Here is a 15,091-nt window from a genome sequence, read left to right on the forward strand (position 1 = left end):
CGGGCCACGGCCGGCCTGCAGGAACGCTTTGGCGAGAACCGGGTCGTGGATACCCCGCTGGCGGAATCCATGATTGCCGGCATGGGCGTGGGCATGGCCGCCCAGGGCCTGCGCCCGGTGGGTGAAATCCAGTTCTCGGGCTTCATCTACCCCGCCTTCGACCAGATCCTGTCCCATGCCGCCCGCCTGCGGAACCGGACCCGGGGCCGCATGAGCTGCCCGCTGGTGATCCGTGCCCCCTTCGGCGGCGGCATTCACGCCCCCGAGCATCACTCGGAAAGCACCGAGGCGCTGTTCGCCCACATCCCGGGCCTTCGTACCGTGATTCCGTCGTCCCCGCAGCGTGCCTACGGCCTGCTGCTGGCGGCCATCCGCTGCCCCGATCCGGTGATCTTCTTCGAACCGAACCGCCTCTACCGGATGGTGAAGCAGGAAGTGGAAGACAACGGCGAGGCCCTGCCCCTGGATGTCTGCTTCGTGCTCAAGGAAGGCAGCGACGTGACCCTGATCTCCTGGGCACCGGCCATGCACGAAACCCTGCAGGCCGCCAAGGAGCTGGAAGCCGAGGGCATCAGCTGCGAAGTCATCGATGTGGCCACCATTTCCCCGCTGGACATGGATACCATCCTGGAATCCGTGGAAAGGACCGGGCGCGCAGTGATCGTTCATGAGGCCCCGCGCAATGTAGGCGTGGGCGCCGAGATTGCCGCCAACCTGGCCGAGAAGGGTATCTATGACCTCAAGGCCCCGGTCCAGCGTGTCACCGGTTATGACGTGACCATGCCGCTGTTCAAGCTGGAAAAGCAGTACCTGCCGTCGGTGGCCCGCATCAAGGACGCCGTGCAGCGGACTATGGAGGACTAAGGCCATGAAGACATTCAATCTCCCGGACCTGGGCGAAGGCCTGCAGGATGCCGAGATCGTCGAATGGAAGGTCAAGGTCGGCGACACGGTCAATGTGGATGATCCCCTGCTGGCGGTGGAAACCGCCAAGGCCGTGGTCGACGTGCCCTCCCCCGAGAGCGGCACCATCACCAAGCTCTATGCCAACAACGGTGATGTGGTGGAAGTGGGCAAGCCCCTGGTGGATTTCGACGGCGAGCCGGACAGCGGCGAGGCCGAGCCCGCACCTGCCGAAGCCAAGACCGAGAAGCCGGCGGAAGCCAAGCCGGCCAAGAAGAAGACGGCCGCTGCGGGCGGTGGCGTGGTCTTCAACCTGCCCGACCTGGGCGAAGGTCTGCAGGACGCCGAGATCGTCGAATGGAAAGTCGCCGAAGGCGATGAAGTGAAGGTGGATGATCCCCTGGTGGCGGTGGAAACCGCCAAGGCCGTGGTGGATGTGCCCTCCCCCGAAAACGGTGTCATCGGCAAGCTGCACGCCAACAACGGCGATGTGGTGGAAGTGGGCAAGCCCCTGGTGACCTTCGGCAGCGCCGAGGGTGGTGACGACGCACCGGCCGAGGAAGAACCCGCCAAGGACGATGGCGAGCGTGAAGACGCCGGCAGCGTGGTGGGCAAGATGACCACCTCCGACGAGGAACTCACCGAAACCGCCATCGTGCGCAAGAAGCGGCGCAAGCCCAGCGGCACCGGCAAGGTCAAGGCCCTGCCCGCCGTGCGCCGTCTGGCGAAAGAGCTGGATGTGGACCTCAGCCGGGTCACCCCGAGCGGCAACAAGGGCCAGGTCACCGCGGCCGACGTGGAAAAGGCCGCCGCCTCCGGCGGTGCCCGTCGCCCGGCCGCCGACACCCCGGCACCGGCCATGGGTTTTGCCGGTGGCATGGAAACGCCCATGGCCCCGCCGCGGGACGATGTGGAATACGGCGTGCCGCAGCCCATTCGTGGCCCGCGCCGTGCCATGCACATGAGCATGTCCGCCTCCCGCGACCAGGTGGCCGCCTGCACCCTGTTCGACGATGCCGACATTCACTATTGGCAGCCCGGACAGGACATCACCGGCCGCATCATCCGTGCCCTGGTGGCCGGCGTGCGGGCCGAACCCGGCATGAATGCCTGGTATGACGGCGAGAAGCGGGAGCGCATCCTGCACGAGAACGTGGATGTGGCCATGGCCGTGGATACCCCGGACGGTCTCATCGTGCCGGTACTGCGTCAGGTGGACCAGTCCGATGCCGCCGGGCTTCGCCAGAAGCTCAATGCCGTCAAGCAGGCCACCCGGGATCGCAGCGTGGCCCCGGAAGACATGAAGGATCCGACCATCACCCTGTCGAACTTCGGCATGATGGCCGGCCGCTATGCCACCCCGGTGGTGGTCCCGCCCCAGGTGGCCATTCTCGGCACCGGCGGCATTCGCCACGACGTGGTAGCGGTCATGGGCGGCATGGAATGCCACAAGCGCATTCCCCTGTCGGTCACCTTCGACCACCGCTGTCTCACCGGCGGCGAAGCCTGTCGCTTCCTCAAGGCGGTCATCGACGACCTGCAGAAGCCGTTCTGATCGACGGCTGACAGTCGTTGTCAGTGACAAAGCCCCGGAGGCCTTCGGCCTGCCGGGGTTTTTTTGGGGGGTCAGGGGTCAGGGGTCAGGGGCAGGAACTTGGTGCCACCCCCTCACCCCTCACCCCTCACTCCTGGCCCAGCGTTTGAATTTCCCCGAAATTCCCCCAAAACCCATACATTAAGTGGCCCAAACCCGTTAGAATCCGGGTATACGCCCGGTTTTCCCCACCGCCCGCCCTCTCTGGGTCGGGCGCTGTTTTGTTTTAACACCGGGCGCTCATCCTCTGTTCTCACTCGGCCAGTTAAGGATCCGTCGATGGCGGCAAAGAAGACCACCACCAAGCGCACCCGAATCAAGCAAATTCTCTCCGCTGCCCAGGACAGTCTGGGTGAGCGCTACAACGAGCAGTATGAGGGCTTCATTCGGCATTACTTCAATGCCGTGGCCCAGGAGGATCTGTCCGACCGGGAGCCGAAGGATCTGGCCGGCGCCGCACTGGCTCACCGGCGCTTCGGGCGCGACCGCAAGCCGGGAGAGCCGGCAGTTCGGGTATATAACCCGGACAGCAGTCGGGATGGCTGGGAATCGCAGCATACGGTCGTGGAGATCATTACCGATGACATGCCCTTTCTGGTGGACTCCCTCTCCATGGCCCTCAATCGTCAGGGCTTTACCATCCACCTGACGGTGCACCCCCTGATCCAGGTCGACCGCACCCCCAAGGGACGCCTGCGTGCCAGCGGCGAGCCCGGTGATGACATGGGCGACAAGACCCTGGTGGAATCCTGGCAGCAGATCGAGATCGACCGGGAGACCGATGAGGAACGCCTGAACGGCCTTCGCGAAGAACTGCTCCGGGTGCTGGATGATGTCCGGCTATCGGTTCAGGACTGGTCGAAGATGCGCCAGAAGGCCAATGAAATTCGCGTCCAGCTGGAAACCGAACCGCCGCAAACCAGCAGCAATATTCGCGAGATCATCAGCTTCCTGGATTGGATGGAGTCCAATCATTTCACCTTTCTGGGGTACCGGGAATACAAGCTGGTTGAAGATGGCGATCACCTGGCCCTGGAGCCGAAGGACAAGACCGGCTTGGGGATTCTGAGAAACCGTCCCTCCGAGAGCCCGCGCAGGCTGTTGCCTGATGAGGTGGGTGAAAAGGCCAGGTCGTCCGAGCTACTGGTGATTACCAAGGCCAATTCCTTTGCCACCGTGCATCGACCCAGTTATCTGGATTATGTCGGTATCAAGACGTTTGACGAAGACGGCAATGTCACCGGCGAGCGACGCTTTCTCGGCCTGTTCACTTCCTCCGCCTACAGCCGCAGCCCCAGGGATATCCCCATTCTGCGCAAGAAAGTGGAGGCAGTGATCAAGAAGGCGCGCCTGCCCGACGCAAGCCATGCGGGCAAGGCCCTGCTTCACATTCTGGAGACCTATCCGCGGGACGAGCTGTTTCAAAGCTCCGTGGATGAGCTTTATGAGATCAGCACCGGCATCGTCCAGCTGCAGGAGCGGCAGCGGGTCAAGCTCTTCATCCGGCGTGATGCCTTCGGTCGCTTCTATTCCTGCCTGGCCTATGTGCCCCGGGAACGCTACAACACCCAGGTTCGGGAAAACATCCAGGCCATCCTCAAGTCCGAACTCAATGGCCTGAGCACCGAATCCACGGTGGAGATCGACGAATCCATCCTGGCCCGTGCCCACATCATCGTTCGTACCGAACCGTGGACGGCGCCGGAATTCAACATTGCCGATATCGAGGCTCGAATCGAGGATGTGGTCCGCTCCTGGCAGGACCACCTGCGGGATGTGCTGGTGGAGCGCCTGGGCGAAGAACATGGCCTGAAATTGCATCACCGCTACGCCAACTGCTTCCCCGCTGCCTACCGTGAGGATGTGAAACCTGCCGCCGCGGCCTACGACATCGTCAAAATGGACCGGCTGAGAGATGACGACAGCATCCGCATGAGTCTTTATCAGCCGGATAGCCATCTCAAGAACCTGTTGCGATTCAAGATTTTCCGTCGGGAACAGCCCATCCCCATTTCCGACATCCTGCCAATGCTGGAAAACATGGGTCTCAAGGTCATCTCCGAGCGCCCCTATGAAGTGGAAATGGGCGATCTCTCCATTGTCTGGATTCAGGACGTTGAGATGATCCTGGCCAGCGGGGAAGGCATCGACCTGGAGGCCGTCAGAGACAAGTTCCAGCAAGCATTCGAGCAGACCTGGCAGGACGGGACCGAGAATGACGGCTTCAATCGCCTGATCCTCAGCGCTGGACTGGACTGGCGCCAGGTCACCATCCTCCGGGCCTATTGCAAGTATCTGAGCCAGACCGGGCTGCCCTTCAGTCAGACCTATATGGAAGACACCCTGGTTGAGAACAGCGAATTGGCCGGTAAACTGGCGCGCCTGTTCGAGATTGCCTTTGATCCCCAGGAAAGCGAAGCACGGGATCAGCGTTACCATGATCTCTGCCAGGAAATCAGTCAGTCCCTGGAGGCGGTGGCCAGCCTCGATGCCGACCGCATCCTGCGGGCCTATCTGGGCGTCATCCGCGCCACCTTGCGAACGAATTTCTACCAGACCGGCAGCGACGGTAACTGGAAAAGCTATACCTCCTTCAAGTTCGATCCGGCCAAGGTACCCGAATTGCCTCTGCCCCGGCCGGCTTACGAAATCTTCCTCTACTCGCCGCGGGTGGAAGGTGTGCACCTGCGGGGCGGCAAGGTGGCCCGAGGGGGCCTGCGCTGGTCCGACCGACGGGAAGACTTCCGAACCGAAGTACTTGGCCTGATGAAGGCCCAGCAGGTCAAGAACACGTTGATCGTGCCCATGGGGGCCAAGGGTGGCTTCGTGGTCAAGCAACCGCCCCGCAAGGCGGATCGGGCGAGCATGATGGCGGAAGTGGAGTCCTGCTATAAGGATTTCATCCGGGGCCTGCTTGATATCACCGACAATCTCAAGGATGGTGAAGTCATCCCGCCCCGGAACTGTGTGCGCCATGACGACGACGACCCCTACCTGGTGGTGGCAGCGGACAAGGGCACAGCCACATTCTCGGACCTGGCCAACCAGGTAGCCGCCGAATACGACTTCTGGCTTGGGGACGCCTTCGCCTCCGGCGGCTCCGTGGGCTATGACCACAAGAAGATGGGCATCACCGCAAAGGGCGCCTGGGAGTCAGTCAAGCGTCACTTCCGCGAGATGGGCATCGACTGCCAGAACCAGGACTTCTCCGTAGTCGGTATTGGCGATATGGGCGGGGATGTCTTCGGCAATGGCATGCTCCTCTCCCGCCATATCAAACTCAAGGCGGCCTTTAACCACATGCATATCTTCCTGGATCCCGACCCGGACCCGGCGGCGAGCTTCCAGGAACGGGATCGACTGTTCAAGCTGCCTCGTTCTACCTGGGACGACTACGACAAGAGCCTGATTTCCAAGGGCGGCGGTATTTATTCTCGCAGCGCCAAAAGCATCACCCTTTCCAGGGAAGTCCGGGAAATGCTGGATGTGGAAGAATCCCGCATGACGCCTCAGGAATTGATCCGTGCCATTCTCAAGGCACCGGTGGACCTGATCTGGAACGGCGGCATCGGCACCTATGTTAAGTCCGTCGATGAAAGCCACGCCGATGTAGGTGATCGCGCCAATGATGGTGTCCGTGTCAATGGCTCGGCATTGCGCTGCCGTGTGGTCGGTGAAGGCGGTAACCTGGGGCTGACCCAACTGGGCCGAATCGAATACGCCCAGCGGGGCGGCCGGATCAATACCGACTTCATCGACAACTCGGGCGGTGTCGACTGCTCCGACCGCGAAGTGAACATCAAGATCCTGCTCAGCATGGTCATGGCCGAAGGTGGCCTCAAGCGCAAGCAGCGTGACAAGCTTTTCATGGACATGACGGCAGAGGTATCCCATCAAGTGCTTCGGGATAATTACCTGCAGACCCAGGCCCTGTCCTTTACCGAGGCACAGGCTGCCAGCCGACTCAACGAACATGTCCACCTGCTCCGGATACTGGAGCGCAGAGGGGACCTGAACCGTTCGCTGGAATATCTGCCCGATGATGAAGGAATCGGCCTGCTGCGCAAGTCGGGTAAGGGCCTGACACGCCCCGAGCTCTCCATTCTCCTGGCCTACGCCAAGAATGATATCTACGCTGATCTGCTGGCTTCGGATGTCCCGGAAGATGCCTATCTGTCAGGGGAGCTGATCAACTACTTCCCCAGCCCCCTGCGGGACCGCTATCAGGCGCAGATGGAACAGCATCGCCTGCGTCGGGAAATCATTGCCACAAGTATCACCAACAGCATGGTGAACCGCATGGGGCCGAGCTTCTCGCAACGCATGCGGGATGATACTGGCGCGGACCATGCCTCCGTGGCCCGGGCCTACACCATTGCCCGGGAAGCCTATGCGGTCCGCGAGCTCTGGGAAGGCATCGAAGCGCTGGATAACAAGGTACCTGCAAGCGTCCAGGTCTCCATGATGGTGCAACTGGGACGCCTGCTGCGCAATGCCACCCGCTGGCTTCTGAATCGTCCCGAACGCCGGCTTGATATTGCCGAGCGGGTGGACTACTTCGCGCCCGGCATTGCCGAATTACGTGACACTCTGATGGAGCTGCTGCCCGAGAGCGAGATCCGTCGTCTGGGCCAGAACATCCAGCAACTGGTGGACATGGGCGTGCCCGAGCCCCTGGCAAGGAACGTGGCGGCTGCGGACTATCTCTACTCGGGTCTGGACCTGGTGGAAGTGGCCCGCAACAGGGACCTGGATATGGCCACCGCGGCCAAGGTCTATTTCGACATCGGCCGCCACCTGCATCTGGACTGGATTCGCGAAGAGATCGAGGATCTGCCCGCCGAAGGCCACTGGCAATCCGTCGCCCGCGGCACCCTGCGGGAGAACCTCTACGGTTATCGTCGCGACCTGACCGGGATTGTGCTGGACGATACCCTGCAGGAAGACCTGCCCGCCAATGAGCGTGCGGACGCCTGGTGTGCGGAAAATGATGAGCGCGTCATGCACGCCATGAGCATCATCCGGGACATGCAGAACGTGGGCGGCCTCGATTTTGCGACCGTCTCGGTTGCCTTGCAGGAAATCAAGAAGCTGGCCCAGGTGGAATCCGCCTGACTCCAGCAAGGGACCTGAGCGGGGCCGGCAGTGTAAGTCGCCGGCCCCGGTCTACTCCTGAAGCAGCTTGAGGCCGACCTTATCCGGATGGTCCCCGTCCATTTCCCGAATCACCAGTTCCACCGGACCAACTCGCACCCGATCCCCCACCACTGGCTTGCCGAAGCGTTCAATCAGGAATTCCGCCGCACTGCAGTCCGCGGCATCCGGCGGAGAAACGAAGCCGTACATGGCAGCCAGATCAGCCATACGGGCGGTACCGTTGAGGGTGAATTCCCCGTAGAAACGCTTGTCGGCCTGCAACTGCGGTGCCCGCCGAGAGACGAACAGTCTGTCCAGCAGATCCACATGGGCCAGGGGCGTGACCAGATAGACCGCATCATCAGACTCCAGGGCATTGATCTCGGCAGGTGCATGGAGTCGGCCATTCCTGATCACAAGTACTGTCTTCACCCCCTCGGGAAGAACCAGGGCGTCGGGGTTGCGCCCGCAAGCCGAGCTGTCCACATCCACCTGATAGCCCACCATTTCGTAATCCGGCTGCCCGGGCAAATCAAGCTCCAGGCGCTGGACCAGATGACTGCTCGCCGGTATCTGCACACCCAGCAGCCTGGCTGCCGGCACCAGACTCCAACCCTGGACGATCAGTGAGATCAGGACCACGAAGAAGGCAACATTGAAGAAGGTGTGGGCCTCGGGGATGCCGGCCAGGAGGGGGAAAATCGCAAGGATTATGGGCACCGCGCCGCGCAGACCCACCCAGCCGATAAAGGCCTGCTCCTTGAATGGAATCTGGAACGGAAGCAGGCTGACCAGCACCGCCAGCGGCCGGGCCACGAATATCAGAACCAGGGCAATCAGAAGCGCATGGGGACCCACGGGAATCAGTTCGCTGGGGGTTACCAGCAGGCCAAGCATCAGGAACATGACGATCTGACTGATCCAGGCCATGCCATCGTGGAATCGGCGAATATTCTGCACCGATTGCACCCGGGCATTGCCGAGAACCAGACCGGCAAGATATACCGCCAGAAAACCACTGCCGCCAGCGGCTGCAGTAATACCAAATATGAGCAGCCCGGCGGCCATTGCCAGCAGGGGATAGAGACCCGGCGTCAAAGGAAGGGCATTGATCCCTCTGGCGGCGACCCAGGCACCGCCAAGACCGATAACCGCCCCCAGGCCCATCTGACGAACGAACTCCACCGCCAGTGTCCCGTCCAGATGGCGCTGTCCGGCCAGAATCAGCTCCACCATGGCCAGGGTCAGGAAAATGGCCATGGGGTCATTGCTGCCTGACTCGATCTCCAGCGTCGCGGCAACCCGCTGCTTCAATTCAAGCCGGGACGTATGGAGCAGTGAAAACACGGCAGCGGCATCCGTGGAGCCCACGATGGCACCCAGAAGCAGGCCGTAAATCCAGTGGATATCCAGCAGCCAGGCCGCGAACAGGCCGGTAATGGCGGCGGTGAGCAATACCCCCAGGCTGGCCAGGGAAACGGCCGGTTTCAGACCAACGCGGAAACTGGACGTGGAGGTCCGCAAGCCGCCATCGAAGAGGATGATGGCCAGGGCCAGACTGCCAATGAGATGGGCCGTCTGGATATCATCGAAGCGAATTCCGATGCCTTCCTCGCCGAGAATCATGCCGATGACGAGGAAGACCAGCAGCATCGGGGCGCCCAGGCGTGCGGAGAGCACGCTGGCCAGAATGCTGACCAGAAAGATCAGACCAATGAAAAGTATGACCTGGTTGGTAAGCTCCATGACTCCCCACACTGCTGTCCCGGACCCATGGTGGCTGCCCGGCCTTCAATCAGGATACCAGCCTCGGGACGATACGGGTTGGAATGATCAGGGGCTTCCCTTGTCGGATGGGCCCGCCAACGGTATGCCGCGACTCGGTCCAGGCAGGCCACTGACCCGTCCCATGCCGAGCCGGGCAAAACGGCGGCTGGCCAGGGGCGTCCGGTCAAACACTCCCAGCAAGAGACTGCGCAGCTTGGCCAGCCCCGGCCCCTGCAGGGTGAACCCCTCCACCAGCAGTCGAGTCATCATCGCGGTTCGACGAATATCTTCAAGGCGACGGCGTTCCAGCGCTGCAAGCCTGTCGGGCTGGGCGGGATCATCCCGATTCGGGTCGAGCAATGACAATTGCTCGGCCAGATCCGCCACACCCCGCAGGGCGAGATTGAATCCCTGTCCGGCAACCGGATGCAGGGCCATGGCGGCATTGCCCGCCAGGAGGCAGCGACCGGCCAGCAACTGACGTGCCCCGACCTGATTGAGAGGATAAATCGCCCGCTCCCCGACAGACAGCAGTCGGCCCAGGTGATAGCCAAAGGACCGCTGGATTCGAGCCAGTAATTCCGCGTCCGTCATGGAACGGACAGGCTCGACCTGATCATGGGCCACGCTCATGACCAGATTCATGCGTGGTCGGCCGCTCTGATCCGCCGGCAAGGGCAACATGGCCAGGGGACCATCGCTTGTGAATCGCTCATAGGCCCAACCACCACTGTCCCGTTCAACCGAAACATTGGCCACCAGGCCGGAATGGGGGAACTCAACGCTATGAACGGGCATGCCCAGGGACTGCCGCAATCGCGAGCGGGCACCATCGGCAATCACCAGAAGTCGGCCGCGCAGGCTATCGCCGCCATCCAACACAAGGCTCACACCATCGTCATCCTGTTCCAGCTCGCCGGTGGCGCCTGCTGTGACGGTCTCGACAAGGGCTTCATCAGCCAAAGCGGCAAGCAACTCCCTGCCAATGGCGCGATTGGGAACCACATGGCCCAGGGCATCCACATCCAGATCCCCGGCATGCAGACGACTCCGCCCAAAACGACCCTGCTCCGAGACATGGATATGCTCAATCGCGGCGCTGTCAGCAGCCATGGCATCCCAGAGACCAAGGGTGGAGAAGAGTTGGCGGGAGGACCAGGAAAGGGCGGTGGCCCGCTCGTCAAAACTGGGGCTGTCCTGGCCACTGAAGCCAGCCGGCTCAACCAGCGCAACACGCCAGCCCAGACGTCCCAGGGCCAGGGCGAGCGTCGCGCCCACCATGCCGCCACCGGCGATGAGCACATCATGGCTGGCTCGGGACGGGCTCATGCTGCATGACTCCCCGCCATGAACGACTCAATCTCGCTCACGGTCCGGGGCATGCCACTGGAGAGACAGTCATGACCATCAGCCGTGATCACCAGATCATCCTCGATACGAATGCCCATGCCCCACCACCGCTCGTCCACACCCGGTGTACCCGCGGGAATACACAGGCCCGGCTCCACGCTCAGAACCATGCCCGTCTCAAGCTCCCGCCACTGACCGTCAATCCGATATTCACCCACATCATGAACATCCAGGCCCAGCCAGTGGCCCGTGCGATGACGAAAGAAGGGTCGATAGGCACCCTCGGCCAGCTGCTGTTCAACAGGCCCCGACAGGATACCCAGATCCACCAGCCCCTGAGTCAGGGTTTCCACAACAGCGAGGTGGGAATCATTCCAGCTGGCGCCGGGATACAAGCGCGTGAAGGCCGCATCCCGAGCCGCGAGAACCAGTTCGTAAAGGGCCTGCTGTTCGCGATTGAAACGGCCATTGGCGGGAAAACTTCCGCTCACATCGGCCGCGTACATCCGGTACTCGCAGCCGGCATCGATCAAGAGCATATCGCCATCGCGAAGCCGCTGATTGTTGGCGGTGTAATGCAGTACACAGGCGTTGCCGCCACCGGCCACGATACAGGGATAGGCAGGCTCAAGGCCCCGGGCCTGAAATTCATGCAGAATCTCGGCCGCAACCGAATATTCCCATTGTCCCGGGCGACAGTAGCGCATGGCCCGGAGGTGAGCCTCCACGCTGATATCCACCGCCTGGCGGATGCAACGCAGCTCCGCCGCACTCTTGTAGGCACGCATGTCCTGCAAGACATGGTCCAGGGCCACGATCTCATGGGCCTCATTGCCACCCTCGCCCCGTTCCTTGAGATGCTTGACCCATGCCGTCACCCGGCGATCAAAATCCGGCTGGCGTCCCATTGGATAGAAAATTCGTTCTCGACCTTCCAGCAGGCCGGGCAGAATCTCGTCCAGGTCGGCAATGGGAAAGGCATCATCAGCCCCATAACGCTCACAGGCCCCATCCGGTCCGGCGCGTTCCCCTTCCCAGGCTTCTCCCTCGGGATCCCGTTCGCGACAGAACAGAATATATTCCGCCTGCACGCGTCCGGGCACGAGCACCATGACCGCTTCCGGCTCGGGAAAGCCGGTGAGATACCAGAAATCACTGTCCTGACGATAGGGATGGGGGATATCACGGCTGCGATAAAGCGCCGACGCCGCCGGCAATATGGCGGCCGCCCCTGGCCCCATGGTGCGCATGAGTTGCTGGCGACGTTTCCGGAATTCCCGCTGCATGGGTATTCAGTGTCGTGTATCGGTGGGTGGCTGCCCCTGTTTGAGTTTCAGCTCATCATGAACGAGCTGAGCGGCAACCCGGATATATTCGACGATTTCGAGCAGTGCGGCTTCGTCCTCATCACTTCCCTCGCCTTGCGGCGGCTCCACCTGGGCCAGACGCCCCAGGTCATCCAGAACTTCCCGCACCTGCGGCGGCAGGCCCTCGTGACTGCCTGGCCTTGCCGTGCTGAAACCAAACAGAAAGCCCTGACACCACAAGCCCAGGCAACGCGCACGCTCGGCAATGCCATGGTCATCGTCTGGCAGCAAGGGCTCGAACCGCATCTGCAAGTCCACCATTTCAGCCTGGGTCGCGTCATAGAGCGCATCCAGGACCGGACGGACCGATGCCGGCAGCGATACAGCGCCTTGCCCTTCCGAGTTGAGACTCAGACGAAGCCACTGCTCCTGCCAATCCGCCTCCGGAGCAGCAGCCAGCAGGCCGCAAAGGGTGCCGTGACTCTCTGCCGGCTCCGACAAGGCCTGAGCCTGCCTGAAGGCGGTGGAAACCTTGCTGTATTCGGGCAAATTCACCGTATTCTCCGCGCAGGGAATGCATCGACTCTGGTCCAGAGTCTAACAGACCGGGCTTCCGGCGTTGATTCTTGGCGCGGCGCGGCCTATAGTTGAGCGCATGAGCGAAAAGTCCACACGAGAACAGCTTGAGCTTGAGTTGGCGCGTCTGGAAAGCCGCGTGGAAGAACTCCTTGGCCTTGTTGATCGTCTGCAGGATGAAAATGATTCCCTGCGGGATCGGCAGGGCTCCCTGGTCACTGAACGGGCGAGCCTGCTCCAGAAAAACGAAGTGGCCCGCACTCGTGTGGAGGCCATGATTACCCGCCTTAAATCCCTCGAACAGGCCTGAGCCCTGGTGGCTTGCCCGGCCCATGAGTGAGACCACCCAGGTCAGCGTCAAGATCCTCGGGAAGGAGTATCAATTCGCCTGTCGCGAGGAAGAGCGGGTTGCGCTTCTTCAGGCCGCGGATTACCTGGATCGCATGATGCGGGAAATCCGCGATAGTGGCCGTATCGTGGGGCTCGACAGAATTGCCGTGATGGCCGCGCTCAACATGGCGAATGACCTGCTCCGCAATCAGGACAAGGGGCGTGAGGCAACGGAAACGGCTGTCGACCGGATCCGCCGTCTGCACAGCAAGCTGGATGCCCGCCTGGGCAAATCTGACAGTCCTGCAACCCCGACTGCCGGCGACGATTGAATCACTGACAACGCCTGTCGCCAGGCAACGCCCCCTTGGAAACACCCCTCTTAGGCTCCATAATGGAACCGGAGACGCTCAAAGGGCGTCCAAGAGTTTGGCATCTCCTGCGGTGTACGACACGGGCCGGGTTACCCCTCGAGCCTTAAGCAATACCCAAGGGCTGCACCTGCGGTGCCAGTGAGCATGTCCGCCACCGAGCGGAAAGCCTAAGGCACAGCGGAAGGCCCCACTTGAACCATCGGTTCAAGGGCGATGGTCCGTGACGGCACAGGTGGGAGGTGCCCCCTCTTCAAGGGACCACCTGCATGGCTTCAGTGCGCTCCCTGCGCCGAGAACTAAAAACACGGCGCCGACAACTACCACAGGCACAGCGGGCGATAATGAATCATCGCCTGTGTCGCCACCTCCTCGGCTCTTCCTGCTTTCTTCGCAGCCACACCGTGGCCGCCTATATCCCATTCGGTGGCGAACCGGACCTGCGACCGGTGCTCCAGGCTGCTGCGGAACGGGGAAAGCAATGCTTTCTGCCGGTCGTACTCCCCCATGAGAACCGACTCGTATTTCGCCGCTGGCAGCCGGGGCAGACCTTGATCAGCAATCGTTTCGGCATCCCCGAACCACCGCCTGAAGCGGGAGAATGCTTGGTTCATGGCATTGACCTGGTTCTGACCCCCCTGGTCGCCTTCGATCACGAAGGCAATCGAGTGGGCATGGGTGCGGGATTCTATGATCGCAGTTTTGCCTTTCGCCTTTTAAGGGAACACTGGCCCGGGCCAAGATTGGTCGGCACAGCCTGGGCATTCCAGCAGCAGACCAAGTTACCCAAACAGGCCTGGGACATACCGCTGGATGCCGTGATTACCGAAACGGGTTGGCAGGATTTTTGCCAAGTCGAAGCCGCCACAAAGCAATAATGTCAAAAAAGGAGACACCTGGATGCAATACTGGTTGATGAAATCCGAACCGGATGAATTCAGTATCGACGACCTTGCCGGTTCACCGAAAAAGACCGCCCATTGGGACGGCTGTCGCAACTATCAGGTCAGAAACATGATGCGGGACCAGATGAAGAAAGGCGATCTCGCACTGTTCTACCACTCCAACACCAAGCCGCCGGGCATCGCGGGCATCATGGAAATCGTCCGCGAAGGTTACCCGGATCACACCGCCTTCGATCCCGAGGATCCCCACTTCGATCCGAAGAGCGACCCGGATAATCCCCGCTGGTTCATGGTTGATGTGCGATTCGTGGAGAAATTCCCCCATTACATCCCTCTCGCCGAGCTCAAGAAACAGCCACAACTCGCCGATATGAGGATTCTGCAGCGCGGTAACCGGCTCTCGATCACACCGGTTAGCAAAAAGGAGTGGGATCGAATCGTGAAGATGGGTAGAGAGTAATTACCTACCCCCCCACACGGGGGGATTGCATGTTACTGCAAATCATTGTGACAATCGCTTTGCACTCATTCCTGGAAATCTGTCAAGTCTCGTATATACTCAGTGGCGAGTAATCTTCTCTCGGAGGTAAGACATGGCAACTCGCAAGAAGACCACGCGAAAGAAACGCACCGCGACCCGTCGCAAGAAGACGGCAACCCGGGCCACCACTCGCAAGAAGGCTACCCGCAAGAAGGCCACCAGGAAGAAGGCCGTACGCAGGAAGGCCACGAAGAAGAAGGCTTCCAAGAAGAAGGCTTCCAAGAAGAAGGCTTCCAAGAAGAAGGCTTCCAAGAAGAAGGCTTCCAAGAAGAAGGCTTCCAAGAAGAAGGCTTCCAAGAAGAAGGCTTCCA

General features: G+C 61.2%; 12 protein-coding genes, 1 other RNA gene and 1 pseudogene. 10 read left to right on the forward strand and 4 right to left on the reverse strand.

Going from position 1 to position 15,091, the window contains the following annotated elements; all coding sequences use genetic code 11:
• From ACJWXQ_RS10110 to ACJWXQ_RS10125, 4 genes and pseudogenes are all read left to right on the forward strand, one after another.
• Positions 1-864, forward strand: an 864-nt coding sequence (locus tag ACJWXQ_RS10110; RefSeq protein ID WP_406672752.1) for an alpha-ketoacid dehydrogenase subunit beta, incomplete at its 5' end; no start/stop codon positions are given.
• 4 nt (positions 865-868) lie between these two features.
• A pseudogene (locus ACJWXQ_RS10115) lies at positions 869-1,030 on the forward strand (biotin/lipoyl-containing protein); the annotation flags it as partial.
• Between the two features lie 174 nt (positions 1,031-1,204).
• The gene (locus ACJWXQ_RS10120; protein WP_406672756.1) at positions 1,205-2,458 is read left to right on the forward strand and encodes a dihydrolipoamide acetyltransferase family protein; all 1,254 of its coding nucleotides are present in this window, start codon (positions 1,205-1,207) and stop codon (positions 2,456-2,458) included.
• 318 nt (positions 2,459-2,776) lie between these two features.
• Positions 2,777-7,612, forward strand: coding sequence for an NAD-glutamate dehydrogenase (locus ACJWXQ_RS10125; RefSeq protein WP_406672753.1), 4,836 nt, complete (start codon positions 2,777-2,779; stop codon positions 7,610-7,612).
• A 51-nt stretch (positions 7,613-7,663) separates the two neighbouring features.
• On the opposite strand, the gene ACJWXQ_RS10130 is transcribed toward ACJWXQ_RS10125, so the two are convergent.
• From ACJWXQ_RS10130 to ACJWXQ_RS10145, 4 genes are all read right to left on the reverse strand, one after another.
• Positions 7,664-9,379: a potassium/proton antiporter gene (locus tag ACJWXQ_RS10130; protein WP_346052915.1), complete on the reverse strand. Its 1,716-nt coding sequence runs from the start codon at positions 9,377-9,379 to the stop codon at positions 7,664-7,666.
• Positions 9,380-9,466: 87 nt separating this feature from the next.
• On the reverse strand, positions 9,467-10,729 hold the full coding sequence (locus ACJWXQ_RS10135; RefSeq protein ID WP_346052914.1) for an FAD-dependent monooxygenase: 1,263 nt from the start codon (positions 10,727-10,729) through the stop codon (positions 9,467-9,469).
• On the reverse strand, positions 10,726-12,036 hold the full coding sequence (locus tag ACJWXQ_RS10140; RefSeq protein ID WP_346052912.1) for an aminopeptidase P N-terminal domain-containing protein: 1,311 nt from the start codon (positions 12,034-12,036) through the stop codon (positions 10,726-10,728). Before ACJWXQ_RS10140 ends, ACJWXQ_RS10135 begins: the two co-directional genes overlap by 4 nt.
• Before the next feature lie 6 nt (positions 12,037-12,042).
• Positions 12,043-12,612 carry a UPF0149 family protein gene (locus ACJWXQ_RS10145; protein ID WP_346052910.1) on the reverse strand — a complete coding sequence of 190 codons (570 nt, stop codon included), beginning with the start codon at positions 12,610-12,612 and terminating at the stop codon, positions 12,043-12,045.
• A gap of 100 nt (positions 12,613-12,712) precedes the next feature.
• Here ACJWXQ_RS10145 and ACJWXQ_RS10150 point away from each other — a divergent pair, with 100 nt between their 5' ends.
• The 6 genes from ACJWXQ_RS10150 to ACJWXQ_RS10175 form a co-directional block, all read left to right on the forward strand.
• Positions 12,713-12,943 (forward strand): TIGR02449 family protein, encoded by a 231-nt coding sequence (locus tag ACJWXQ_RS10150; RefSeq protein WP_346052908.1) that lies wholly within the window; start codon positions 12,713-12,715, stop codon positions 12,941-12,943.
• 22 nt (positions 12,944-12,965) lie between these two features.
• On the forward strand, positions 12,966-13,295 hold the full coding sequence (locus ACJWXQ_RS10155) for a cell division protein ZapA (RefSeq protein WP_346052906.1): 330 nt from the start codon (positions 12,966-12,968) through the stop codon (positions 13,293-13,295).
• A 101-nt stretch (positions 13,296-13,396) separates the two neighbouring features.
• Positions 13,397-13,580, forward strand: a non-coding RNA gene (ssrS, locus tag ACJWXQ_RS10160) — 6S RNA.
• Positions 13,581-13,603: 23 nt separating this feature from the next.
• On the forward strand, positions 13,604-14,212 hold the full coding sequence (locus ACJWXQ_RS10165; RefSeq protein WP_406672754.1) for a 5-formyltetrahydrofolate cyclo-ligase: 609 nt from the start codon (positions 13,604-13,606) through the stop codon (positions 14,210-14,212).
• 22 nt (positions 14,213-14,234) lie between these two features.
• Positions 14,235-14,699 carry an EVE domain-containing protein gene (locus ACJWXQ_RS10170; RefSeq protein WP_346052902.1) on the forward strand — a complete coding sequence of 155 codons (465 nt, stop codon included), beginning with the start codon at positions 14,235-14,237 and terminating at the stop codon, positions 14,697-14,699.
• A gap of 102 nt (positions 14,700-14,801) precedes the next feature.
• The coding region (locus ACJWXQ_RS10175) for a hypothetical protein (RefSeq protein ID WP_406672755.1) at positions 14,802-15,091 on the forward strand (290 nt) is incomplete at its 3' end.

The sequence above is a fragment of the Natronospira sp. genome, assembly GCF_007134575.1.
Lineage (GTDB): Bacteria > Pseudomonadota > Gammaproteobacteria > Natronospirales > Natronospiraceae > Natronospira > Natronospira elongata.